20 protein-coding genes and 1 pseudogene are annotated in these 21,225 nt (G+C 74.8%); 4 read left to right on the top strand and 17 right to left on the bottom strand.

Features of this window, described 5'->3' with window-relative positions:
* The 7 genes and pseudogenes from KMZ30_RS20680 to KMZ30_RS20650 form a co-directional block, all read right to left on the bottom strand.
* Positions 1-925: pseudogene (locus KMZ30_RS20680) on the bottom strand (HNH endonuclease signature motif containing protein); the annotation flags it as partial.
* A 138-nt stretch (positions 926-1,063) separates the two neighbouring features.
* Positions 1,064-2,356, bottom strand: coding sequence for a DUF58 domain-containing protein (locus KMZ30_RS20675; RefSeq protein ID WP_215514416.1), 1,293 nt, complete (start codon positions 2,354-2,356; stop codon positions 1,064-1,066).
* On the bottom strand, positions 2,356-3,339 hold the full coding sequence (locus KMZ30_RS20670) for an AAA family ATPase (RefSeq protein ID WP_030527721.1): 984 nt from the start codon (positions 3,337-3,339) through the stop codon (positions 2,356-2,358). Before KMZ30_RS20670 ends, KMZ30_RS20675 begins: the two co-directional genes overlap by 1 nt.
* On the bottom strand, positions 3,336-4,526 hold the full coding sequence (locus KMZ30_RS20665; RefSeq protein ID WP_215514415.1) for a DUF4350 domain-containing protein: 1,191 nt from the start codon (positions 4,524-4,526) through the stop codon (positions 3,336-3,338). The genes KMZ30_RS20670 and KMZ30_RS20665 overlap by 4 nt, the downstream gene beginning before the upstream one ends.
* Entirely contained in the window at positions 4,523-5,209 is a 687-nt protein-coding gene (locus KMZ30_RS20660; RefSeq protein ID WP_215514414.1) for a DUF4129 domain-containing protein, read from the bottom strand. The genes KMZ30_RS20665 and KMZ30_RS20660 overlap by 4 nt, the downstream gene beginning before the upstream one ends.
* Complete coding sequence (locus KMZ30_RS20655; RefSeq protein WP_215514413.1) at positions 5,188-6,423, bottom strand: DUF7847 domain-containing protein; 1,236 nt, start codon at positions 6,421-6,423, stop codon at positions 5,188-5,190. The genes KMZ30_RS20660 and KMZ30_RS20655 overlap by 22 nt, the downstream gene beginning before the upstream one ends.
* A 32-nt stretch (positions 6,424-6,455) precedes the next feature.
* Positions 6,456-7,097: a uridine kinase family protein gene (locus tag KMZ30_RS20650; protein ID WP_215514412.1), complete on the bottom strand. Its 642-nt coding sequence runs from the start codon at positions 7,095-7,097 to the stop codon at positions 6,456-6,458.
* 116 nt (positions 7,098-7,213) lie between these two features.
* Here KMZ30_RS20650 and KMZ30_RS20645 point away from each other — a divergent pair, with 116 nt between their 5' ends.
* The gene (locus tag KMZ30_RS20645) at positions 7,214-7,720 is read left to right on the top strand and encodes a hypothetical protein (protein ID WP_215514411.1); all 507 of its coding nucleotides are present in this window, start codon (positions 7,214-7,216) and stop codon (positions 7,718-7,720) included.
* Between the two features lie 21 nt (positions 7,721-7,741).
* On the opposite strand, the gene KMZ30_RS20640 is transcribed toward KMZ30_RS20645, so the two are convergent.
* The 6 genes from KMZ30_RS20640 to KMZ30_RS20615 all read right to left on the bottom strand — a co-directional run bounded on the left by KMZ30_RS20640 (position 7,742) and on the right by KMZ30_RS20615 (position 14,768).
* Positions 7,742-8,317 carry a GNAT family N-acetyltransferase gene (locus tag KMZ30_RS20640; RefSeq protein WP_215514410.1) on the bottom strand — a complete coding sequence of 192 codons (576 nt, stop codon included), beginning with the start codon at positions 8,315-8,317 and terminating at the stop codon, positions 7,742-7,744.
* 188 nt (positions 8,318-8,505) lie between these two features.
* Complete coding sequence (locus KMZ30_RS20635; RefSeq protein WP_215514409.1) at positions 8,506-9,414, bottom strand: aldehyde dehydrogenase family protein; 909 nt, start codon at positions 9,412-9,414, stop codon at positions 8,506-8,508.
* A complete protein-coding gene (locus KMZ30_RS20630; RefSeq protein WP_215520185.1) occupies positions 9,411-10,859 on the bottom strand; it encodes an aldehyde dehydrogenase family protein in 1,449 nt (482 codons plus the stop codon). Before KMZ30_RS20630 ends, KMZ30_RS20635 begins: the two co-directional genes overlap by 4 nt.
* Positions 10,860-10,893: 34 nt before the next feature.
* On the bottom strand, positions 10,894-11,883 hold the full coding sequence (gene deoC / locus KMZ30_RS20625; protein ID WP_242525756.1) for a deoxyribose-phosphate aldolase: 990 nt from the start codon (positions 11,881-11,883) through the stop codon (positions 10,894-10,896).
* Between the two features lie 360 nt (positions 11,884-12,243).
* Positions 12,244-13,917: a phospho-sugar mutase gene (locus tag KMZ30_RS20620; protein ID WP_308279896.1), complete on the bottom strand. Its 1,674-nt coding sequence runs from the start codon at positions 13,915-13,917 to the stop codon at positions 12,244-12,246.
* An 11-nt stretch (positions 13,918-13,928) separates the two neighbouring features.
* Positions 13,929-14,768 carry a purine-nucleoside phosphorylase gene (locus tag KMZ30_RS20615; RefSeq protein ID WP_308279895.1) on the bottom strand — a complete coding sequence of 280 codons (840 nt, stop codon included), beginning with the start codon at positions 14,766-14,768 and terminating at the stop codon, positions 13,929-13,931.
* Between the two features lie 159 nt (positions 14,769-14,927).
* Between KMZ30_RS20615 and KMZ30_RS20610 the strand changes: the two genes are divergently transcribed.
* Genes KMZ30_RS20610 through KMZ30_RS20600 form a run of 3 tightly spaced genes read left to right on the top strand, consistent with a single transcriptional unit; the run spans position 14,928 to position 17,071 of the window.
* A complete protein-coding gene (locus KMZ30_RS20610; RefSeq protein ID WP_215514406.1) occupies positions 14,928-16,124 on the top strand; it encodes a low temperature requirement protein A in 1,197 nt (398 codons plus the stop codon).
* 42 nt (positions 16,125-16,166) lie between these two features.
* Positions 16,167-16,580, top strand: coding sequence for a MarR family winged helix-turn-helix transcriptional regulator (locus tag KMZ30_RS20605; RefSeq protein WP_207022601.1), 414 nt, complete (start codon positions 16,167-16,169; stop codon positions 16,578-16,580).
* Positions 16,581-16,582: 2 nt separating this feature from the next.
* Entirely contained in the window at positions 16,583-17,071 is a 489-nt protein-coding gene (locus tag KMZ30_RS20600) for a DUF2306 domain-containing protein (RefSeq protein WP_215514405.1), read from the top strand.
* A 197-nt stretch (positions 17,072-17,268) separates the two neighbouring features.
* Here the strand turns inward: KMZ30_RS20600 and KMZ30_RS20595 are convergent, their stop codons facing one another.
* From KMZ30_RS20595 to KMZ30_RS20580, 4 genes are read right to left on the bottom strand one after another with little or no spacing between them, the layout of a single operon-like run.
* On the bottom strand, positions 17,269-18,345 hold the full coding sequence (locus KMZ30_RS20595; RefSeq protein WP_215514404.1) for an ABC transporter ATP-binding protein: 1,077 nt from the start codon (positions 18,343-18,345) through the stop codon (positions 17,269-17,271).
* Entirely contained in the window at positions 18,342-19,196 is an 855-nt protein-coding gene (locus KMZ30_RS20590; RefSeq protein WP_215514403.1) for an ABC transporter permease, read from the bottom strand. Before KMZ30_RS20590 ends, KMZ30_RS20595 begins: the two co-directional genes overlap by 4 nt.
* Positions 19,193-20,086 carry an ABC transporter permease gene (locus tag KMZ30_RS20585; RefSeq protein WP_226903392.1) on the bottom strand — a complete coding sequence of 298 codons (894 nt, stop codon included), beginning with the start codon at positions 20,084-20,086 and terminating at the stop codon, positions 19,193-19,195. Before KMZ30_RS20585 ends, KMZ30_RS20590 begins: the two co-directional genes overlap by 4 nt.
* A complete protein-coding gene (locus tag KMZ30_RS20580; RefSeq protein WP_215514402.1) occupies positions 20,079-21,221 on the bottom strand; it encodes an ABC transporter substrate-binding protein in 1,143 nt (380 codons plus the stop codon). The genes KMZ30_RS20585 and KMZ30_RS20580 overlap by 8 nt, the downstream gene beginning before the upstream one ends.
* Positions 21,222-21,225: the final 4 nt, after the last annotated feature.

Below are 21,225 nucleotides of genomic sequence, written 5' to 3'. Positions count from 1 at the left end.
TGAGGTCCGCGAGCAGCTCGCCGGGGTCTCGGGTCGTCCCGCTCGTGAGGTCGGTCAGGGGGATGGTGAGGTGGAGGGTGGTGTCGGGGCCGCGGTCGGTGTCGTGGGTGCCGGTGTGCAGGGTGGTCGCGGTGGCGCACACGGCGGTGAGGGCTTCGACGCGGCGTTGTCCGGCGGGACGCAGGTCGGGCTCGCCGGTGTCGTCGTTGGGGGCGGGGGCTGAGAGGGGTCCGATGGCGGCTTCGAGGGTGGCGGCCTGTTCGGGGGTCATCCACAGCTGGTACTCGGTCAGGTCCGCGGACTCGATGCGGGGCGTGGACAGGCGGGCGGCGGTCGCCAGGCGGGTGTGGAGGTCCTGCAGGGCGTCGTGGTGGCCGTGCTCGGCCAGCAGCCGGGGTCGCAGGCGGCGCATGACGGCGGGTCCGTGCTCGGCGGCCAGGTCGACGAGCCCTGCGGTCGCGGTGGGCAGCGCGGCGGGGGCGAGCAGGGGCGCGAGGCGGGTGGTCTCGCGCAGGACGGCGCACCCGGTGTGGGCCTCGATCTCACCGGTCCGCACGGCGGTCCAGACGACGCCGAGGGGGGTGTCGGGGTCGGGGTCGTGGCGGTGGGTGGGGGTGTCGCCGGCGGCGACGTCGACCACGAGCCGGGCGAGGGCGGCGGCGCCGGACTGGCGCAGGGAGGGGGCGTGATGCCGGACCCAGGCGTGGGTGGCGGACCCGGCGACCTCCCCGCGCCGCACGGCCTCCAGCGCGACCACGACCCGCGCGGCGGACGCCCGGGCGGCGACCTCGTCGAGCAGCTCCGTCAGCTCGCCCAGCCCGTCCCCGCAGGCTCCGGTCAGGACCTCGTCGAGCCCGGTCAGGGCGTCGCGGGCAGCCTCGAGCCGGGAGCGGCGTTCCTCGAGTTCGTCTGTCCCCGTTGACATGTGACCATCCTGGCACCGCCCACCAACAGCCCACCGGTCCCGCCCGGGCACCTGTGGACGACGACTACCGTCCGGGCGGCCTGTGGAAAACCAATCTCCGACAGGCCGGCACGTGGACGTGTGCGCTGATCGGCTCCCTCAGAGGAGCCCCTCGCGCTTGAGCGCGAGGTAGTGGTCGGCGAGGCGCACCGGCAGGTCCTCCGGCGTCGCGTCGAGGACGTCGACCCCGAGCCGGCCGAGAGCATCCGAGGCCTGCCGCCGCAACGACACCGTGCGCTCGGCGGCCACCGCGCCCCACACCTCCTCGGACCCGTCGCGCGCTGCGCGCATGGCGTCGAGGGCCGGGTCGGCGACGGACGCGACGACCACCCGGTGGTGCGCGACGAGCGCCGGCAGCACCGGGATGAGCCCCTCCTCGACCGCCGCCGGCTCGAGCGGTGTCAGGAGGACGACGAGCGAGCGGTGCGTCGAGCGCGTCACCTCGGCCGCGAGGACGCCCCAGTCCGTTTCGACGACCTCGGGGTCGATGGGGGTCATCGCGGAGATGACGTCGTGCAGCAGGCCGGCGCGGTCGGCCCCGCTGACCCTGGTCCGGATGCGGCGGTCGCCGGCGACGACCTGCACCCGGTCGCGCGCGTGCCCCGCGAGCGCGGTGAGCAGGAGGGCGGCATCCATCGCGGCGTCCAGTCGTGGGGCTTCGCCGACCCGCCCGGCGCTCGTGCGGCCGGTGTCGACGACGATGACGATGCGGCGGTGCTGCTCCGGCTGCCAGGTGCGCACGACGAGGTGCTGGCGGCGTGCGGTGGCCCTCCAGTCGATGGAGCGGACGTCGTCGCCGTCCACGTACTCGCGCAGGCTGTCGAACTCGGTGCCCTGCCCACGGGTGCGCACGGCCGCGCGCCCGTCGAGCTCGCGCAGCACCGCGAGCCGGCTCGGCAGGTGCTTGCGCGAGGGGAACGCGTGCAGGGCGCGCAGCCGGGCGGGGGCCTCGACCGACCGCTGCCGCCCCGCCAGGCCCAGCGGCCCGAGCAGACGCACCGTCACGCGGTCGGCCCGCCGGTCACCGCGCCGCGTCGGCGTCAGCCGCGTGGAAACGCGCCGCACCTCCCCGGACGGCACGTCGAGAGGATGCCGCGCCGGGGACGACCCGGCCGAGGGCGGCCAGCCGTCCCGGAGCAGCCCACGCGCCCGCCGTCGTCCGGTGTTCTCGACGAGCACCCCGGTCGTGGTCGACTCGCCGAGCCGGACCTGGAGCGCGGGGTCCTCGCGGGTCAGCCGCAGGGCGCTTGGCGTGGCCGCGAGGGCGAGGTCGAGGCCGACGAGCACGAGCCACACGAGCGTCCAGAGCGCGACCGTCGACCCCTCGGGCCGCAGCCCGACGGGGACGAGGCCGAGGAGGAGCAGCGCGGCGGCGCGCGTCGTCAGGGCCATCAGCGCGGCACGGGCACCGACGCGAGGACGCCGTGCAGGACCGACGTCACCGACGTGCCCTCGAGCTCGGCCTCGGGGCGCAGCATGAGGCGGTGCGCGAGCGTCGCGACGGCGAGGGCCTTGACGTCGTCGGGGGTGACGTAGCCGCGGCCGCTCAGCCACGCCCAGGCGCGGCTCGTCGCGAGCAGCGCCGTCGCACCACGCGGCGAGACACCCAGCGCCAGCGAGGGGGAGGTGCGGGTGGCGCGGGCGATGTCGACGACGTAGCCGAGCACCTCGTCGGACACCTCGACCTCGCGGACGGCGGCCGCCCCGGCCTCGACGTCGGCGGCGGTGGCGACCGGTCGCAGGCCGGCGCCGGCGAGGTCGCGCGGGTCGAAGCCCGACGCGTGCCGGCGCAGCACCGAGACCTCGTCGTCGCGCTCCGGCACGGGCAGGACGACCTTGAGGAGGAAGCGGTCGAGCTGGGCCTCGGGCAGCGGGTAGGTGCCCTCGTACTCGACGGGGTTCTGGGTCGCGGCGACGAGGAAGGGCGAGGGCAGCGGGTGCGGAGTGCCGTCGACCGTGACCTGCCGCTCCTCCATCGCCTCGAGCAGCGCGGACTGCGTCTTGGGCGGCGTCCGGTTGATCTCGTCGGCGAGCATGAGGTTCGTGAAGACCGGCCCGGGACGGAACTCGAAGTCGCTGGCGCGGCTGTCGTAGACGAGCGAGCCCGTGAGGTCGCCCGGCATGAGGTCGGGCGTGAACTGCACGCGCTTGGTGCCGACGTCGAGCGACGCCGCGAGGCTGCGCACGAGCAGCGTCTTCGCGACGCCGGGGACGCCCTCGAGGAGGATGTGCCCGCGGCAGAGCAGCGCGACGAGCATCCCGGCGACGGCGGCGTCCTGCCCGACGACGGCCTTGGCGACCTCCTCGCGGACCCGGACGAGGGCCGCGCGCGCGTCGGCGGCCTGCGGGGCGGGCGTGCTGGGGGTGTCTGTCATGACGTGCGGACCTTCTCCTCGAGGTGGGCGAGCTGCTGGGCGAGGGCGACGAGGCCGGCCTCGTCGAGCGGTGCGGGGGAGCGCAGGAGCGCGTCGACCTCGGTGGCCGGGAGGCCGGCGGCCGAGGCGACGGCGGGGACGAGCTCGTCGACGGGGGTGCGGGCGGGCAGCCCGAGGCGGACGGCGAGGCGGGCGCCGGTGGCCTGGCGGAGCACGCGGGCGGCGCGCACCCGGTCGCCGGAGGCGCGGTAGAGCTCGGCGCGGCTCTCGGTCGTCTCGGCGGCGCGCACGACGACGGGCAGCGGTTCCGGCACGAGGCGGCCGAGGCGGCGCCCGCGGGCGACGGCGAAGGCGACGAAGGCGAGGCCGGCGAGGAGCAGGCCCGGCCCGACCCACGCCGGCCACACCGACGAGTCGTCGGTCGACGGGTTGGTGGTCGCGTCCTCGGCGCCCGGATGGTACCAGACGAGTCGGGGCGCGGCGCCGAGCAGCCGGAGCATCAACCCGGCGTCGTCGTCCTCGGTGACGAAGCGGTTCGTGGCGGCATCCGGGAAGCCGACAACGGTGACGGGGGCGTGCGTGTCGCTGGCGGGTACGTCGACCGCGGCGTACGCCGTGGGCCGGTCACCGTCATCGGGAGTGGGCCAGCACCCGACGACCCCGGACGGCAGCTCGCGGCCGTCGACCGGGACGAGCGCCCACGAGGTGCGGCTGACCCGGTCCTCGCGCCCGACCCACGGGAGCGTGCACTGCGGGTCGGTGGCCGGGCCGTCGGCCGGGCGCGCCGTGACCCCCAGACCGAGGGCCTCGAGCACCCCGGGGGCGGCGTCGAGGAGGACGACGTGGCCGGCGGTCCGGGTGCCCTCGAGGAGGCGGCGGGCCGCGGTGTCGGTGAGGAGGTCGGAGTTGCCGACGACGACGGTGCTGCCCTCGTCGGTCGCGTCGACCGCCTCCTGCGAGGTGGTGACGACCTCGACGTCGATGCCCTGGTCGCGCAGGACCTCGACGAGCGCCCGGGTGCCGCCCTGCCCGGTGCCGTCGGGGTGGAGCCGGTCCTCCGGCGGGGGACCACCGGCCGCGACGGCGAGCAGGGCGCCGCCGACGACGACGGCCAGCACCCAGAGGACGACGTCGCGGGTGCGCCGGACGACGCGGCCGGCGTCGACGCCGGCGGGGGCGACGCTCATCGCACCGGCTCCGGGGCGGTGGCGCCCGGTGTGGACGGTCCGGTCGGCGCGGCGGGCCGCTCGGGCCGGGCGGCGGCGAGGCGGGTGTCGAGGTCGAGCACGTCGCGCGCCTGCTCGAGGGTGGCGCTGCGGTGGCCGTACCGGACGGCGTCGAAGGCGTCGGCCGCGCCGGCGAGGGCCGCGTGCTCGCCGGGGAAGGAGGAGGCGAGGAGCTGCGCGACCTCGTGCGCCGTCCGGCCGGGGGCGTCGTCGAGCAGCACCCGCTCGACGCCGGCCCGGGCGATCGCGCGCACGCCGTCGAGCACCGCCGCGTCGAGGTCGCCGCGCTCGAGGGCCGCCCGGGCCGCGGCCCGCAGCGTCGCCGCCGGCACGTCCGGGACGTCGAGGGCGCGCGAGGACCCGCCATCGGCGCTGCGCCCGACGTCGCGCCGCAGCACCCGCCACAGGACGAGGGCCAGCACCGCGACGACGAGCCCGACGGCGATGGGCACGGCGACACCCGGCAGCCCACCCTCGGGGCGGGCGTTGAGCAGCCGGTCGAGGAGCTCGTTGAGGCGTTCGAGGATGCTCGGCTGCGCGTGGTACCGGGAGGCCGTCAGCTCCTCCTCGAGCCAGCGCCGGGCCTGCTCGTTGCTCGGGTCGAGCGGGGCGTCGGCCGGCGTCACAGCGAGGTGGAGGGCCACGGCGGGGCGGCGGCACCCTGGGCGCTCTGGATGAGCTGGATGTCGAGCCCCTCCCGGCGCATCCGCCCGTCGACGTACAGCAGCGCGTCGACCCCGGCGCTGAACGGGGTGGTCAGCGCCCCGGTCAGCAGGGCCGTCAGCCCGCTCACGAGGGTCTGGGCCACGAGCAGCGCGCCGCCGTCCGAGGAGCCCGAGCCGATGGTCGTCGCCGCGACGACACCGAGCAGGAGGAGCGAGATGGGGAAGGTGATGACGGTCGAGGCGATGCCGGTGATGATGCCGGTGAGCAGGCGGATGCCGAAGACGCGCCAGAAGGGGCCCTTCGTCGGGCCGCCGACCAGCCCCCACGAGCGCCGGATCGAGGCCATGACCCCGATCCGCTCGAGGACGACCGCCGGTGCGGCGTAGGCCCATCGGGTCGCGAGCAGCGCGAGGACGGCGATCGTCACGAGCGCGACGAGGAGCGCGATGCCGATGGCCGCGAGGACGCCGCCGGTGTCGCCCGGGTCGAGGGCGACGATGAGCGCCACGGCCGCCGCGACCCCGACGACGAGCACGACGAGGAGCAGGAAGCCGGTGAGGAGCACGACGCCGACGAGCGGCAGCACGCGCCCGCGGGTCGAGCGCCAGATCTCGCCCATCCCGACCTTGCGCCCGAGCACGGCCTGCCCGACGACCTGGGCGAGGAACCCCGCGAGGAGGACCGCGGAGAGCAGCTGGCCGATGGTCGGCAGGTACTGGCCGACGATCGAGATGCCGGCGTTGTCGGGCACGGTGTCGGTCGCCGCGAAGGCGCCGAGCGGGTCGCTGGACGCCTGGCCGGCGAGGAACGCCCCGAGGGCCGTCGTCGGCAGGAGCAGCGCGAAGCAGGTGAGGGCGGCGAGGCCGATCGTCGCGGCGGGGTTGCCGCGCACGGCCTTGAGCACGCCGCCGTAGACGTCGCCGAGCCCCAGCGGGCGCAGCGGCACGATGCCCGGCCGCACGTCGACCGTGCGGTAGGCGGGCGGCTGCCATCCCGGCGGGGGAGCGGACCCGCCGGGCGGGGGCGGGTAGGTCGCGCCGGGCGGCGGGGGGTAGGTCGCGCCGGAGGGCGGCGGGTAGGTCGCGCCGGGCGGCGGGACGGGCGGCGGGGTCCAGCCACCGGGGGGCGGCGGAGCCGTCGGGTCCGGTCGCTCGGGCCCGGATCCGGGCGCCACCCAGGGCTGGTCGGTCATCCTCGGGTCCCCTCGACGCTCACGGCGCCACCCTAGTCGAGGAGCGTGCGCTCCACGGCGGCTGCGCGAGAGCCCACGGCGCCGAGTGCCGTCTGCCGCTGGACGATCCCGGGTTCCTCGCGCATCAGGCGCCAGCCACGGCGGACGAGGACGGCCGGTGGCTTGCGGCGCTCGCCGAGGTCGCGCAGCAGGCGACGGACGAACGTCACCGACGGACGGTGGTGGACGCACCACGCGCTGTGGAGCATCCCCTCGTCCTCGAGGCGCGCCACGACCTCGGCGGCGAAGATGCCCTCGGCGAGGACGAGGTCGGTGGGCCCGGCGGTCACCTCGTGCGACCCCGTGGCCCGGCTCGTCGCGATGTCGTAGACCGGCAGCAGCGTGCGCCCGGTGTCGACGAGCTCGCGCAGGGCGTGGACCGCGCGCTCGGCGTCCCAGCTGTCGGGGTGGTCCCAGTCCACGATGCCGAGGGTCGGGTGGCGGGGAGCGGCGGGGTCGTCGCCGTCGCGGTAGAAGTCGTCGAGGCGGAAGACCGGCCAGCCGCGGCGGGTGTGGAGGCGCTCGGCGAGGCGGGACTTGCCGGCTCCACTGGGACCGGCGAGGACGACGACGCGGCGCCGGTCGCGGGGAGGGTCGGTGGTCGTGTCCTGCGCGTCCGTGTCCTGCTCACCCACGGGCCACCATCCTACGGCGCGCGGGGGAGGGCCCGACGCCGCCGTCGGGCGGGACCGCCTGCGCCCCGTCGGGGCCACGCGGTACCGTCGGTCCCGACGCAGGGGAAGGGGACGACATGGGTCGAGGTACCGGGGCGCTCGCCGTGGCCATGGTCTCGGGAGTGCTGCTGGCGGGCTGCACCAGTACCGACGGGACGCCGTCGCCGAGCGCGTCCTCGCGAGCCCCCGCGCCGTCCACCGCCGCGACGACCGCGTCGCCGACGCCCGTCGTCACCGGGTCCCTGAACTCCGACGGTCCGGACGAGGCGGCGGCCCGGCGCATCCTCACGGACTATCTCGCCGCGTGGCGCGACAAGGGGCCGGTGCTCGCCAGCACGACCTTCCTCACGCCCGACGAGCAGGCCACGACGTCCGACGACTCCCCGAAGCTCACGAAGGGGACGCTGGTCTCGGTCGAGGACCCCGAGCGCACGGCCGACGGCCGTCGCTACCTCGTCACCCTCGACCTCACGTTCGACGGCGACCCGGGCGCCTGGTCCAAGGGCCGCAACGAGCGCTTCGTCACCTTCGTCCCACGCGCCGAGGCGAACTCCTGGGAGATGACCTTCGCGACCGGCAACTGACGACGGTCGGTGCCGCTCTCGTCAGCCTCGGGGCCGGTGCGCGGCGCCCTCGCGGTCGCGACGCAGCAGGCCGAGGACCCACGTGTCCGACACCTCGCCCTCGACGACGCAGTCCTCGCGCAGGGTGCCCTCGTGGACGAAGCCGAGCTTCTCCATCACGCGTCGCGAAGCCGGGTTGCGGGTGTCGGCCTCGCCCTGGACGCGGTTGAGGTCGAGGGTCGCGAAGGCCCAGTCGAGCAGGGCGGTCCCGGCCTCGGTCGCGTACCCGCGGCCCCACGCCTCCTGCCGCAGGACGTAGGTGACGACGGCGCTGCGGTACCCCGCGTCGTACTGCGCCAGGGCGCACCAGCCGAGGAACGCCCCGTCGGCGCGGCGCTCGACGACGAGCCGGGCGCCGGAGCCGCTCTCGGCGATCCGCTCGCACGACCGGACGAACGCCGGCGCCCGGTCGCGGTCCCGCCACGGCGGGGCGTCCCAGTACCGCAGCACGACCGGGTCGCTCATCAGCGCGAAGAGCGCGTCGGCATCCTCCGGGCGGACGGGGCGCAGCCGCAGCCGGGCGGTCTCGAGGGTCGGGGTCGGCAGCGGTGTCGGCATCCGGGCAGGATAGGAGCGGTCGACGCGTCGGGGCGACCGGGTTTCCGACGCGGGGCAGCGCGGGGCAGCGCGGGACGCAGCCGACGCCCCGAGACCCCGGAACGTCCACGAGACCCCGGCCCGGAACCGGGGTCTCGTGCCTTTTTCGGGGTGACCCCGAAAAGGTGGGGCGGGGGAGGCGGCGGAGGTCAGCGGCCCTTCGGGTGCCAGACCGTCTTGGTCTCGAGGAACGCGGTGAGACGCGAGAGGTCGGGCACCGCGTCGAAGTCGGGCTCGACCGCCTCGGGACCGGAGCCGCCGGGGCGCAGGACCCGCTTGAGGTTCTCGGCGGCGGCGAGCTCGAGGTCGCCCCACTCGACGCCGGCCGCGTCGGCCGCGCCGGTGAGGTCGATGGCGTTGACGTCGCGGTGCGAGGCGAGCCACGGTGCGACCTCGGCGGTCCGCCCGGTGACGACGTTGACGACACCGCCCGGCACGTCGGACGTCGCGAGGCACTCGGCGAGGTCGATGGCCGGCAGCGGCCGCTCCTCGGACGCGAGGACGACGCAGGTGTTGCCCGAGACGACGACCGGCGCGACGACCGAGACGAGGCCGAGCAGCGACGACGCCTGCGGCGCGAGAACCGCGACGACCCCGGTCGGCTCCGGGGCGGAGATGTCGAAGTACGGCCCGGCGACGGGGTTGAGCCCGCCGAGGACCTGCGCGTACTTGTCGGCCCAGCCGGCGTACCAGACCCACCGGTCGATCGCGGCGGAGACGACGGCCTCGGCGCGCGCGGGCGTCAGGCCCTCGGAGTCGCGGACGTCCTGGACGAGCTGCGCGCGGCGGCCCTCCATCACCTCGGCGACGCGGTAGAGCACCTGGCCGCGGTTGTACGCGGTCGCGCCGGCCCACCCGGGCTGCGCCTTGCGGGCGGCGACGACGGCGTCGCGGGCGTCCTTGCGCGAGCCCATCGCTGCGTTGGCGAGGAAGCGCGGGGTGGCGCGACGGCCGGTCGGCGCGGCGAGCACCTCGTAGGAGCGGCCGCTCTCGGAGCGGGGGAACTTCCCGCCGATGTAGAGCTTGTACGTCTTGCGGACGTCCACGCGCGCGCTCACTGGTCACTCCCGGTCTTGACGTAGGCCTCGAGGCCGTGGCGACCGCCCTCGCGGCCGTAGCCCGACTCCTTGTAGCCGCCGAACGGCGAGGTCGGGTCGAACTTGTTGAACGTGTTGGCCCACACCACGCCGGCGCGCAGCTGGTCGGCCATCCAGAGGATGCGGCTGCCCTTCTCGGTCCAGATGCCGGCCGAGAGGCCGTACGGCGTGTTGTTGGCCTTGGCGACCGCCTCGCCGGGGGTGCGGAAGGTCAGCACCGAGACGACCGGCCCGAAGATCTCCTCCTGGGCGATCCGGTGCGACTGCGACACGTCGGTGAACACGGTCGGGCGGAACCAGTACCCGGTGCTCGGCAGCTCGCATCCGGAGTCCCAGCGCTCGGCGCCCTCCTGCGACCCGGCGGCCGTCAGCTCCTCGATGCGCTGCAGCTGCGCGCGGCTGTTGATGGCCCCGACGTCGGTGTTCTTGTCCATCGGGTCGCCGATGCGCAGCGTCGTGAGGCGCCGCTTGAGCCGGCGCACGACCTCGTCGGCGACGTTCTCCTGCACCAGGATCCGGCTGCCGGCGCAGCAGACGTGGCCCTGGTTGAAGAAGATGCCGTTGACGATGCCCTCGACCGCCTGGTCGACCGGGGCGTCGTCGAAGATGATGTTCGCGCCCTTGCCGCCGAGCTCGAGGGTCGCCTTCTTGCGGGTGCCGGCGATGGAGCGGGCGATCATCTTGCCCACGCCGGTCGAGCCGGTGAACGCGAGCTTGTCGATGCCCGGGTGGTCGACGATGGCCTGGCCGGTGGCGCCGGCGCCGGTGACGATGTTGACGACGCCCGGGGGCAGGTCGGCCTGCCGGCAGATCTCGGCGAAGAGGAGCGCGGTGAGCGGGGTGGTCTCGGCCGGCTTGAGCACGACCGTGTTGCCGCACGCGAGGGCCGGCGCGACCTTCCAGGCGAGCATGAGCAGCGGGAAGTTCCACGGGATGACCTGGCCGACGACGCCGACCGGACGGGGGTTGTCGCCGAGCGCGGCGTACGACAGCTTGTCGGCCCAGCCCGCGTGGTAGAAGAAGTGCGCGGCGACGAGGGGGATGTCGACGTCGCGGCTCTCCTTGATCGGCTTGCCGTTGTCGAGCGTCTCGAGGACGGCGAGCTCGCGGGCGCGCTCCTGGATGATCCGGGCGATCCGGTAGAGGTACTTGCCGCGGTCGGCGCCGCTCATCCGCGACCACACGCGGGTGTAGGCGCTGCGGGCCGCGCGGACGGCGGCGTCGACGTCGTCCGCGGTCGCCTCGGAGACCTCCGAGAGGACCTCTTCGGTGGCGGGGTTGAGCGTCTTGAACGGCTTGCCGCCGGTGGCCTCGACGAACTCGCCGCCGATGAACAGCCCGTGGCTGCTGGCGATGTCGACGACGGCCCGGGACTCCGGGGCCGGCGCGTACTCGAAGGTGGGCATTCGCTGCTGTCCTTGGGTCGGTCGGGGTGGCGGGTCAGTAGCCGCTGGGGGCGTCGTCGGCGACGTAGTCGGCGCCGGAGTAGGCGCCCGTCGTCATCTTCTGGCGCTGGAGGACGAGGTCGTTGAGCAGGCTCGAGGCGCCGAAGCGGAACCACTCGTTGCTCAGCCAGTCCTCGCCGGCGACCTCGTTGACGGTGACGAGGAACTTGATGGCGTCCTTGCTCGTGCGGATGCCGCCGGCCGGCTTGACGCCGACCTGCTCGCCGGTGGCGTCGCGCCAGTCGCGGACCGCCTCGAGCATGACGAGCGTGACCGGCAGCGTCGCGGCCGGCGAGATCTTGCCGGTCGAGGTCTTGATGAAGTCGCCGCCGGCGAGCATCGAGAGCCACGAGGCGCGGCGGACGTTGTCGTAGGTGACGAGCTCGCCGGTCTCCATGATGACCTTGAGGCGCGCGTCGCCGCAGGCCTCCTTGGTCTCGGCGATCTCGCGGAAGACCGACAGGTAGTCGCCGGCGAGGAAGGCCCCGCGGTCGATGACCATGTCGATCTCGTCGGCGCCGTTCTGCACGGCGTCGCGCGTGTCGGCGAGCTTGACGGCGCGGCTCGCGCGGCCGCTCGGGAAGGCGGTGGCGACGGCGGCGATGCGCACGTCGCGCTCGCCGATGACCTCACGGGCGAAGGGGACCATGTCGCCGTAGACGCAGACCGCGGCCGGGCTCGGGGTGCTCGGGTCGCTGGGGTCCGGGACGAGCGCGCGCGTCGCGAGGCCGCGGACCTTGCCGGGGGTGTCGGCGCCCTCGAGGGTCGTCAGGTCGATCATCGAGATGGCGGTGTCGATGGCCCACGCCTTGCTCGAGGTCTTGACCGACCGCGTCGACAGCGCCGCCGCGCGGGCCTCGCAGCCGACCTGGTCGACACCCGGCAGGCCGTGCAGCCAGCCGGTCAGGGCGGAGTTGGTCAGGCGGGAGACCCCGAGGATGTCGCGGGCTCGCGTCGTCGGGTCGACCTCGGTGCTCGTGCTCACCCCGGGAGTGTACGGGGGTCGGAGGGGCCGGGTCACCGCCGGACGGGGGCACCACCGCACGACCCGGGGCCCGCCGGGATGGCACATCTCGCCACCCGCGGGCGCTGACCTCGGACGATGGCCGGGGCCGGCGCCCGTGCCCCTCGATGCACCCAGCGGCGCCGGCCGGGGCACCCTCCGCGACGCGTCCGGCGGACGGCGGAGGCGTCGCCGGCACCGGCTCGAGGTGCGGCTAATGGCGCGGGAACGGGGGTGATCACCCCCGTCGGCGCGCCACGGGCCCCACCATCGGGTGCGCCACGGGCGGCCGCCGATGGAGCGCGGGGTGCTGCGGCCATCAGGGTGCTGCGGCCGCCGGGGTCAGAGGGCGGTGGCGGCCTCGAGGTCGGCGCGGACGGCCGCGAGCCGGTCGGCCGCGCGCTGGCGGGCGCCGCGCAGGTCGTCGCCGGTGACCGGCTCGACGACCTCGAGGTACACCTTGAGCTTCGGCTCGGTGCCGGAGGGCCGCACGATGATGCGCGAGTTGTCCGCCAGGTGGTAGCGCAGGCCCTCGGTCGGCGGGAGGCCGCCGTCCCCGCGCGCGAGGTCGTCGGCGCGGGCGACGTCGACACCGGCCACCGTCGTCGGCGGCTGGGCGCGCAGCCGCTCCATGATCCGGCCGATGAGCGACAGGTCCTCGACGCGGACCGAGAACGAGTCGGTCGCGTGCACGCCGTGCGCGCGGGCGAGGTCGTCGAGGCGGTCGACGAGGGTGCGGCCCTGCTGCTTGAGGGTCGCCGCGAGCTCGGCGACGAGCAGCGCGGCCGAGACGCCGTCCTTGTCGCGGACGTGGCCGGGGTCGACGCAGTAGCCGAGGGCCTCCTCGTAGCCGTAGCGCAGCCCGGGCACGCGGCCGATCCACTTGAAGCCGGTCAGCGTCTCCTCGTGGCGCACGCCGGCGGCCCGGCACATCGCCGCGAGCAGGCGCGAGGACACGATCGAGTTGGCGAAGACGGCGTCGGGGGAGTCCTGGGCGACGCCCCGCTCGAGCACGTACGAGCCGAGCAGCGCGCCGACCTCGTCGCCGCGCAGCATCCGCCAGCCACCCGGGCCGGGCACCGCGACGGCGCAGCGGTCGGCGTCGGGGTCGTTGGCCACGACGAGGTCGGGGCCGGTCTGCTCGGCGAGCTCGAGGGCGGCGTCCATCGCCCCGGGCTCCTCCGGGTTGGGGAACGAGACCGTCGGGAACATCGGGTCCGGCTCGGCCTGCGAGGGGACGGGCAGCGGCTCGGCGAAGCCCGCGGCGAGGAAGGCCCGGCGCACGGTCTCGGAGCCGACGCCGTGCAGCGCGGTGTGGACGACGGTCAGCTCGCGCGGTGCGTCGGGGGTGACGACGGTGACGACGTCGTCGAGGTAGGCCTCGAGCACGTCGTCGCCGAGCGTGTCCCAGCCGTCGTCGGCCCGCGGCACGGACGCGACCGACTCGACACGGTCGATCTCGGTGGCGATGAGCCCGTCGACCGGCGGCACGATCTGCGAGCCGTCGCCGACGTACACCTTGTAGCCGTTGTCCTGCGGCGGGTTGTGCGAGGCGGTGACCATCACGCCGGCGTCGGCGCCGAGGTGGCGGATCGCGTACGCCAGCACCGGGGTCGGCAGTGGCCGGGGGAGGACGACGGCGCGGCCGCCCATCCCGGTGACGACGGCGCAGGTGTCGTGGGCGAAGACGTCGGAGTTGGTGCGCGCGTCGTAGCCGACGACGACGAACGGCTCGTCGGTGACGGTGCGCAGGTACGCGGTGAGGCCGGCCGCGGCCCGGATGACGACGGCGCGGTTCATCCGGTTCGGGCCGCCGCCGAGCTTCCCGCGCAGGCCGGCGGTGCCGAACTCGAGCATCCCGGACATCGCGTCGGCGAGCTCCTCGCGGGCGGCGTCGTCGGTGCCGGCGCGGTCGGCCAGGCCCTCGAGCTCGGCTCGCGTCGCGGGGTCGGGGTCGTCGGCGGCCCAGGCGCGGGCGGCGGCGAGGAGGGCGTCGAGGTCGGTGGTGGCGCTCACGGGGGCGGTCCTCAGATGCGGCCGACGACGTCGGCGAGGAGGCGTCCGCAGCGCTCGGCCGCGGCCTGACCCGCCTCGAGGACCTCCTCGTGGCTGAGCGGGTTCGGCGAGATGCCGGCCGCGGCGTTCGTCACGAGCGAGACGCCGAGCACCTCGAGGCCGCTCTGCCGGGCGGCGATCGCCTCGAGCGAGGTCGACATCCCGACGAGGTCGCCGCCGAGGACCTTGGCCATCCGCACCTCGGCGGGGGTCTCGTAGTGCGGGCCCCGGAACTGGACGTAGACGCCCTCGTCGAGGGTCGGGTCGACCTCCTGCGCGACCGCGCGCAGGCGAGGGCTGTAGAGGTCGGTGAGGTCGACGAAGTTCGCGCCCTCGATGGGGGAGTGCGCGGTGAGGTTGATGTGGTCGCTGATGAGCACCGGGGTGCCGGGCGCCCACTCGGGGCGCAGCCCGCCGCAGCCGTTCGTGATGACGATCGTCGTGCAGCCGGCGGCCGCCGCGGTGCGCACGCCGTGGACGACGGCGCGGACGCCGCGGCCCTCGTAGAAGTGGGTGCGGGTGCCGTAGACGAGGGCGCGCCGGCCGGTGTCGCCGATGGCCACCGAGCGCATCGAGCCGCTGTGCCCGGCGACCGCGGCCTTGCCGAACCCGGGGACGTCGGTGTTCTCGATCGTCGTCACCGTCTCGCCGATGAGGTCGCCCGCCTGGCCCCAGCCGCTGCCGAGGACGAGGGCGACGTCGTGGCGCTCGACCCCCGTGCGCTCGCGGATGACGGCGGCGGCGGCCTCGGCGACCGCGAACGGGTCGGTCGAGGGGTCGGACAGGTCGTGGGCGGCGGCGGTGTCGGTCACGGCGGCAGCCTAGCGACGGCGGCTCCCCGGCCACACCGGCCCCGGGGGCAGCGGGGAACACGACGCTCCACCCGTGACGTTCCCCGCGACACGGCCACAGGTCGTGCACCGCCCGGCGACGCGGGGCGGATGCCCAGGGTTCACCTCCGGAGGTGCTCGATGTCCTCGGTCCGTGATGCGTTGCTCGGCCTCCGCCCGGCCCGCGAGGGCGACGGGGTCACCACCCTCGAGCTGTTCTTCGACCTCGTCTACGTCCTGGCCTTCACCCAGGTCTCGGCGCTGCTCGCGCACGGCGACCCGCCGGGCTCGCTGCTCGACGCCTTCGTCGTCCTGGCCCTGCTGTGGTGGGTCTGGTGCTCGTACGCCTGGCTCGCGAACGGGGCCCGCGCCGACGCCGGGGTGGTCCGCTCGGCGCTGGTGCTGGCGACCGCGGCGATGTTCGTCGCGAGCCTGGCCATCCCCGAGGCCTTCCACGACCTGCCCGGAGGCCTTCACGGTCCGCTCGTGCTGGTCGTCTGCTACGCGATGGTCCGCGCGGTGCACCTCGGGGTCTACCTCGTCGTGGCCGGAGAGGACCGGCGGCTGCGGCGGCAGGTGCTGCTCTCGCTGGCGTCCTCCGCCGTGCCCGCCACTGCGCTGCTCGCCGTCGGTGTGGCGCTGGGAGAGCCGTGGCAGCGACCGGTCTGGGTCCTCGCCGTGCTCTACGACCTCACGGTGATCTTCGTGACCTCGCGCGGCGGGGGCGGATGGGTCCTCACCTCGGCCGCGCACTTCGGGGAGCGGCACGGCCTCGTCGTCATCCTGGCGCTCGGCGAGTCGCTCGTCGCGATCGGCGTCGGGGCCGCCGAGCAGCCCGTGTCGGCGCCGCTCCTCGGCATCTCCGTCCTCGCCGTCGCGGCCTCGGTGGGGCTGTGGCTCACGTACTTCCAACGCAGCGCCCCCGTCCTGCACGCGGCACTCGAGGCCCGGGAGGGGTCGGCGCGTGCCCACCTGGCCCGGGACCTCTTCACGTACCTCCACCTGCCGGTCGTCGCCGGCATCATCCTCGGCGCCTACGGGGTGGAGCAGGCGGTCGCGCACGTGGCCGACGACCACGTGGGGGCGCGGGCCGCGTGGTCGATGGCGGCGGGGGTCGCGCTCTCGCTGGGGGCGATGGCGGTCGCCGAGCGCCGGGCCGGCACTCCGTGGCCCTGGGAGCGAGTCGGGCCGCCCGTCGTCCTCCTCGCGCTGGCCGGGGTCCTGGCCCATGCGCCCGCCGCGGTGCTGCTGGCCGTGACGGCGGCGACGCTCGTCGCGGGCGCGGTGGTTCGCCCCCGGTCGACCTCACGCGCGGACGGCGGGGCCGTTCGCGCCTGAGACTTCTTGCATCCGCAAGTTGCATGTGCAAGTCTTTGCGGCATGGCCTCCCTCGCCCACGAGCTCCACGTCCTCGTCGCCCTGATGGACCGGCGCGCCGAGACCCTCCTCGCGCGGTCGGGCAGCGGCCTGACCTACCGGCGCTACCTCGTCCTGCTGCACGCCTCGCGGCTCGACCGGCCGACCCAGCGCGAGCTCGCCGACGGCCTCGGCGCGAGCGAGGCCGCGACGAGCCGGATGGTCGCGGGTCTCGCGGCGGACGGCCTGCTCGACGTCGGTCGCGGCCACGGCAACCGGCGCGAGCTGGCCGTGACCGCCGAGGGCGTCACCCGCCTCACGGCCGCCACCGAGGTGCTCGGTGACCGCTTCGACGACGCCGTCCGCGCGGTGGGCGCCGACCCGGCCGACCTGCTGCACACCGTCACCACCCTCGTCACCGCCCTCCGGAAGGACTGACCGTGCACGCCTGGACCCTCCTCATCGCCTCCCACGTCGCCGCCGCGCTGCTCTCGGTGTCGCTCGGTGTCGTGCAGCTCGCCCGCCGCAAGGGCGACGCCCGCCACCGTCACCTCGGGCGCGTCTGGGTCGTCCTCATGCTCTGGACCGCGGTGTCCTCGTTCTGGATCCGCCACCTGCGCGACGGCGCGTTCAGCTGGCTGCACGTCCTCAGCCTCGTGACGCTCGTGACCGTCACGCTCGGTGTCGTCGGCATCCGGCGCGGTGACCTGCGGGCCCACCGGGCGAACATGGTCGGCAGCTGGCTCGGCTCGGCGATCGCGATGGTCTTCGCGCTCGCGCTGCCGACCCGGATGATCCCGACGTTCGCCGTCGACGAGCCGCTCGGCGCGGCCGCCGCGCTCCTCGTCCTCGCGGTCACGGTCGTGGCGGTCGTCGCCGCCGGGGACCGCCTCGCCCGTCGCAGCGCCGCGGTCGTCGTCCCCGGCTGACCCCGGCGCCCGACAACCCCGCACGTGCGGGGTTGTCGCGGTCGGAACGGCGTCCGGACAGCAATAACCCCGCACGTGCGGAGTCGTGGGGAGGCGGAGTCCCGAGGACGACGCAGACGCGGGCTACACCGCAGTACCGGTCGCTGGGGCGGCACTTACTGCGGTGTAGCCCGCACTCGCGCGGGGGTGGTGTGCCGTCAGTCGGCGGCGACGGCGAGTGCGGCGTCACCGCGCGGGGAGAGGGCGACGGGGTCGCCGGGCCGGTAGCGCGTGACGTCGGTGTTCGGCACCTGCACGGTGACGAGCTCGCCGGCCGGGGTGCGGACGATGACCCGCCCGTGGCCGCCGAGGAAGCTGGCGCTGACGACGCTGGCCCCGGCCTCGCCGGACCCGTCGCCGCCGGGGGACACCGTGACACCCTCGGGTCGCACGAGCACGACGGCGTCGCCCTCGGCGGAGCCCGGCAGGACCGGGATGCTGCCGCCGAGCACGTGCGCGCGGCCGCCCTCGACGCGCGCCCGCAGCCGGTTGGTCAGCCCGACGAAGTCGGCGACGAACGGCGTGCGCGGCGCGGAGTAGAGCTCGGCCGGCGGCGCGAGCTGCTCGAGCCGGCCGGTGGACATGACGCCGACCCGGTCGGCGACGGCGAGCGCCTCCTCCTGGTCGTGCGTGACGAAGAGCGTCGTCGTGCCGACCTCGAGCTGGATGCGCCGGATCTCGTCGCGCAGCTGCGTGCGCACCTTGGCGTCGAGCGCCGACAGGGGCTCGTCGAGCAGCAGCACCTGCGGCTCGATGGCCAGGGCACGGGCCAGCGCGACGCGCTGCTGCTGCCCGCCGGACATCTGGTGGGCGTACTTGTCGGCGTGCTGCTGGAGCCCGACGAGGTCGAGCATCTCGCCCGCGCGGGCCCGCCGCGAGGCCTTGTCACGGCCGCGCAGCTCGAGGCCGAACTCGACGTTCTGCCGCGCCGTCATGTGCGGGAAGAGGCTGTAGGCCTGGAAGACCATCCCCATGTCGCGCTTGTTCGTCGGGATGCGCGTGACGTCGCGGCCGCCGACCTCGATGGTGCCGCTGTCGGGGTCCTCGAGGCCCGCGAGGCAGCGCAGCGCCGTCGTCTTGCCGCAGCCGGACGGGCCGAGCAGGCACACCAGCTCGCCGGGCTCGAGGTGCAGGGTCAGCCCGTCGAGGGCCGAGACCCCGCCGTAGACGCGGCGCAGGTCGGTCAGCTGGACGGCGGTGCCGCGGGTCGTCGCGGTGTCGGGGGCGGCGGTCACGGGGTCTCCTTGGCGGGACGGGGACGACGCAGGCGGGCGATGCGCCCGGCGCCGGCCGGGCGGGTGCCGACGAAGGACATGGCGAAGAGCACGACGAAGCCGAAGACGAGGGCGGCGAGGCCGACGGCGACGGAGATCTTCGCGTCCGACTTGCCGAGCTCGTACATCGCGACCTGGAGGTTCTTCTTGCTGAACAGGCTGGCGATGGTGAACTCGCCGAGGACGAGCGCGACCGAGAGGAACGACGCCGAGAGCACGGCGGTGCGCAGGTTCGGCAGGACGACCCGCCACATGACGGTGACCCAGGACGCCCCGAGCGAGCGGGCGGCCTCCGACAGCGTGCGGACGTCGATGGCGCGCAGCCCCGCGTCGAGCGAGCGGTACGCGTACGGGAGGACGAGCACGACGTAGGCGAGCGCGAGCCACATCGTCGAGGAGCCGACGAGGTAGTACACCCACGCGTACACCGGCGTCAGGCCGACGACGAGGACGATGGCCGGCACGGTGAGCGGCAGGAGGCAGACGAACTCGACGGTGCGCGACAGGCCGGGCAGCCGCAGCCGCACCCACGTCATCGTCGGGACGAGGAGCACGAGCATGACGAGCGGCGTGACGACCGCCAGCCCGACGGAGGCGAGGAAGCCCTCCTTGAGCGCCGGGTACTCGAGCGAGATCTGCGAGACGTCGGCCAGCGTGCGCCACGTGTCGAGCGTGCGGCCGTTGCCGCCGGGGCCCTGCAGCGTGAACTCGAGCATGCCGAGCAGCGGCAGGGCGAAGAAGGCGAGCAGCAGGGTGAGGGTCACCCAGCGGAAGACCCGCTGGCGGCGACGGAACGTCGACCGGCCGCTCATCGCGTCATCCAGCGGCCGGCACGCTTGTCGAGCCACGCGTACAGGGTCATGACGACCGCGACGACGACGACCATCTCGAGGGCCATCGCCTTGCCGATGTTCTCCTGGCCGAGGATGACCTCGGACGACAGCGAGCTGCCGATCTGCAGCGGCAGCAGCGGGTTCGCCTGCGGCACGAGCGCCTTCGCCGTCGAGTACGCGGAGAACGCGTTCGTGAACAGCAGCAGCGTGGCGCCGACGAACGACGGCAGGAGGATCGGCCCGGCGACGCGGCGCCAGTACGTCCACGTCGTGCCACCGAGGGTCTCGGTCGCCTCGCGCCACTGCGGCCGCAGCCCCTCGACCGCGGGCAGGAAGACGATGAGCATGAGCGGGATCTGGAAGTAGAGGTAGACGAGCATCAGCCCGCGGTCCCACTCGTAGAGCCACAGGCCGCCGCCGGTCGACATCCCGACCTTCGACAGCAGCACGCTGAGCAGGCCCTGCGCGCTGAACGACGCGATGAACGCGAACGCCAGTGCGACACCGCCGAACTGGGCGAGGACGCCGCACAGCGAGGTGAAGAAGCGCTGCGTGACCGACCCCGGCCGCGCCGTGCTCACCGCGTACGCGAGGACGCCCCCGATGACCGCGCCCCCGAGCGCGGTGACGGCCGACAGGACGACCGACTGCACGAGCCCCCGGACGACCGCCGGCTGCGTGAGCGCCGAGACGTTGCCGAGCGTGGGCCGGTTGTCGGCGTCGAGGAAGGCGCCGATCACGACGACGAGCGTCGGGATCAGCAGGAAGACGGTCGTGTAGGCGAAGAACGGCACGACCCCCGCGAGGGCGCCGGACGGCCGCAGCCGTCGCAGCGCCCCCGCGGGGCGGGCGATCGCCGTGTCAGCCAACCGCGTTGGCCCAGTTGTCGGCGAGGTACTTCTTGCCGCTGTCGGAGTCGGCCTGGGTCGGGACGACCGGGGTGCCCTCGACGGCGGGCAGCGCGGACGCGGCCTCCTCGTCGAGCGTGCCGGCGGTCTTCATCGCGTCGAAGCGGACCGGTCGGGCGCCGCCCTTGAGCCAGAGGTTCTGGCCCTCGTCGCTGTAGAGGAACTCCTGCCACAGGCGCGCGGCGGCCGGGTGCGGCGCGTCGACGTTGATCGCCTGGTAGTAGTAGCCGGCGACGACGGCCTCCTTGGGCACGAACACCTTCCACGTCGGGACCTTGGCGCTCAGCGAGGCGTTGAGGTAGTCCCAGTCGATGACGACCGGCGTCTGGCCGGACTCGACGGTGGCGGGCGTGGGGTCGACCGGCAGGAAGTTGCCGGCAGCCTTGAGCTGCTTGAAGAAGTCGACACCCTTGGCCAGGTCGCCGGCGCTGCCGCCCTCGGCGATCGAGACCATCTGGACGCCCGCGAACGCGGCGCCGGCCTCGGTCGGGTTGCCGTTGAGCGCGACCTTGCCCTTGAAGTCGGCTCCGAGGAGGTCCTGCACGCTCGTCGGGGCGGGGACCTTCGCCGAGTCGTAGCCGATGCTCATGTACCCGCCGTAGTCGTTGACCCACGTGCCGTCGGCGTCCTTGAAGTCGGCCGGGATGTCGTCGAACGTCGAGACCTTGTACTTGGCGTACATGTCGGTGTTCGCGAGGGCGACGGCCGCGCCGAGGTCGAAGACGTCGGGGGCGCCGGACTGGCCCTTGAGGCGCTTGGCCGTCGCGATCTCGTCGGCGCTGCTCGCGTCGGGCTGGTCGCTCGTGATCTTGATGTCCGGGTACTTCGCCTGGAACGCCTTGATGACCTCGCCGTAGTTGGCCCAGTCCGGGGGCAGCGCGATGACGTTGAGCGCGCCCTCCTTCTTGGCGGCGGCGACGAGGCCGTCCATCCCGCCGAGGTCGGCGGCCGAGGTGGCCGTGGCGGCGGAGGAGCCGCCCGAGGACGCGGTGTCGCCGGAGCCGCCCTCCGAGGGCGGCGAGCAGGCGGCCAGGGCGAGGGCGGTGAGTCCGGCGGCGGCGAGAGCACCCGCGCGACGGCCGAGGGGACGGGACATGGGG

The sequence above is a fragment of the Phycicoccus mangrovi genome, assembly GCF_018729305.1.
Lineage (GTDB): Bacteria > Actinomycetota > Actinomycetes > Actinomycetales > Dermatophilaceae > Phycicoccus > Phycicoccus jejuensis.
Note: the sequence above shows the minus strand (reverse complement) of the source record. Positions and strands in the feature narration are given on the sequence as shown.

Coding starts and splice junctions, on each gene's coding strand:
- KMZ30_RS20610 (WP_215514406.1), top strand. CDS start 14,928: ATGTCCTCGGTCCGTGATGCGTTGCTCGGCCTCCGCCCGGCCCGCGAG.
- KMZ30_RS20675 (WP_215514416.1), bottom strand. CDS start 2,356: ATGGCCCTGACGACGCGCGCCGCCGCGCTGCTCCTCCTCGGCCTCGTC.
- KMZ30_RS20640 (WP_215514410.1), bottom strand. CDS start 8,317: ATGCCGACACCGCTGCCGACCCCGACCCTCGAGACCGCCCGGCTGCGG.
- KMZ30_RS20665 (WP_215514415.1), bottom strand. CDS start 4,526: ATGAGCGTCGCCCCCGCCGGCGTCGACGCCGGCCGCGTCGTCCGGCGC.
- KMZ30_RS20630 (WP_215520185.1), bottom strand. CDS start 10,859: ATGCCCACCTTCGAGTACGCGCCGGCCCCGGAGTCCCGGGCCGTCGTC.
- KMZ30_RS20670 (WP_030527721.1), bottom strand. CDS start 3,339: ATGACAGACACCCCCAGCACGCCCGCCCCGCAGGCCGCCGACGCGCGC.
- KMZ30_RS20580 (WP_215514402.1), bottom strand. CDS start 21,221: ATGTCCCGTCCCCTCGGCCGTCGCGCGGGTGCTCTCGCCGCCGCCGGA.
- KMZ30_RS20605 (WP_207022601.1), top strand. CDS start 16,167: ATGGCCTCCCTCGCCCACGAGCTCCACGTCCTCGTCGCCCTGATGGAC.
- KMZ30_RS20590 (WP_215514403.1), bottom strand. CDS start 19,196: ATGAGCGGCCGGTCGACGTTCCGTCGCCGCCAGCGGGTCTTCCGCTGG.
- KMZ30_RS20645 (WP_215514411.1), top strand. CDS start 7,214: ATGGGTCGAGGTACCGGGGCGCTCGCCGTGGCCATGGTCTCGGGAGTG.
- KMZ30_RS20655 (WP_215514413.1), bottom strand. CDS start 6,423: ATGACCGACCAGCCCTGGGTGGCGCCCGGATCCGGGCCCGAGCGACCG.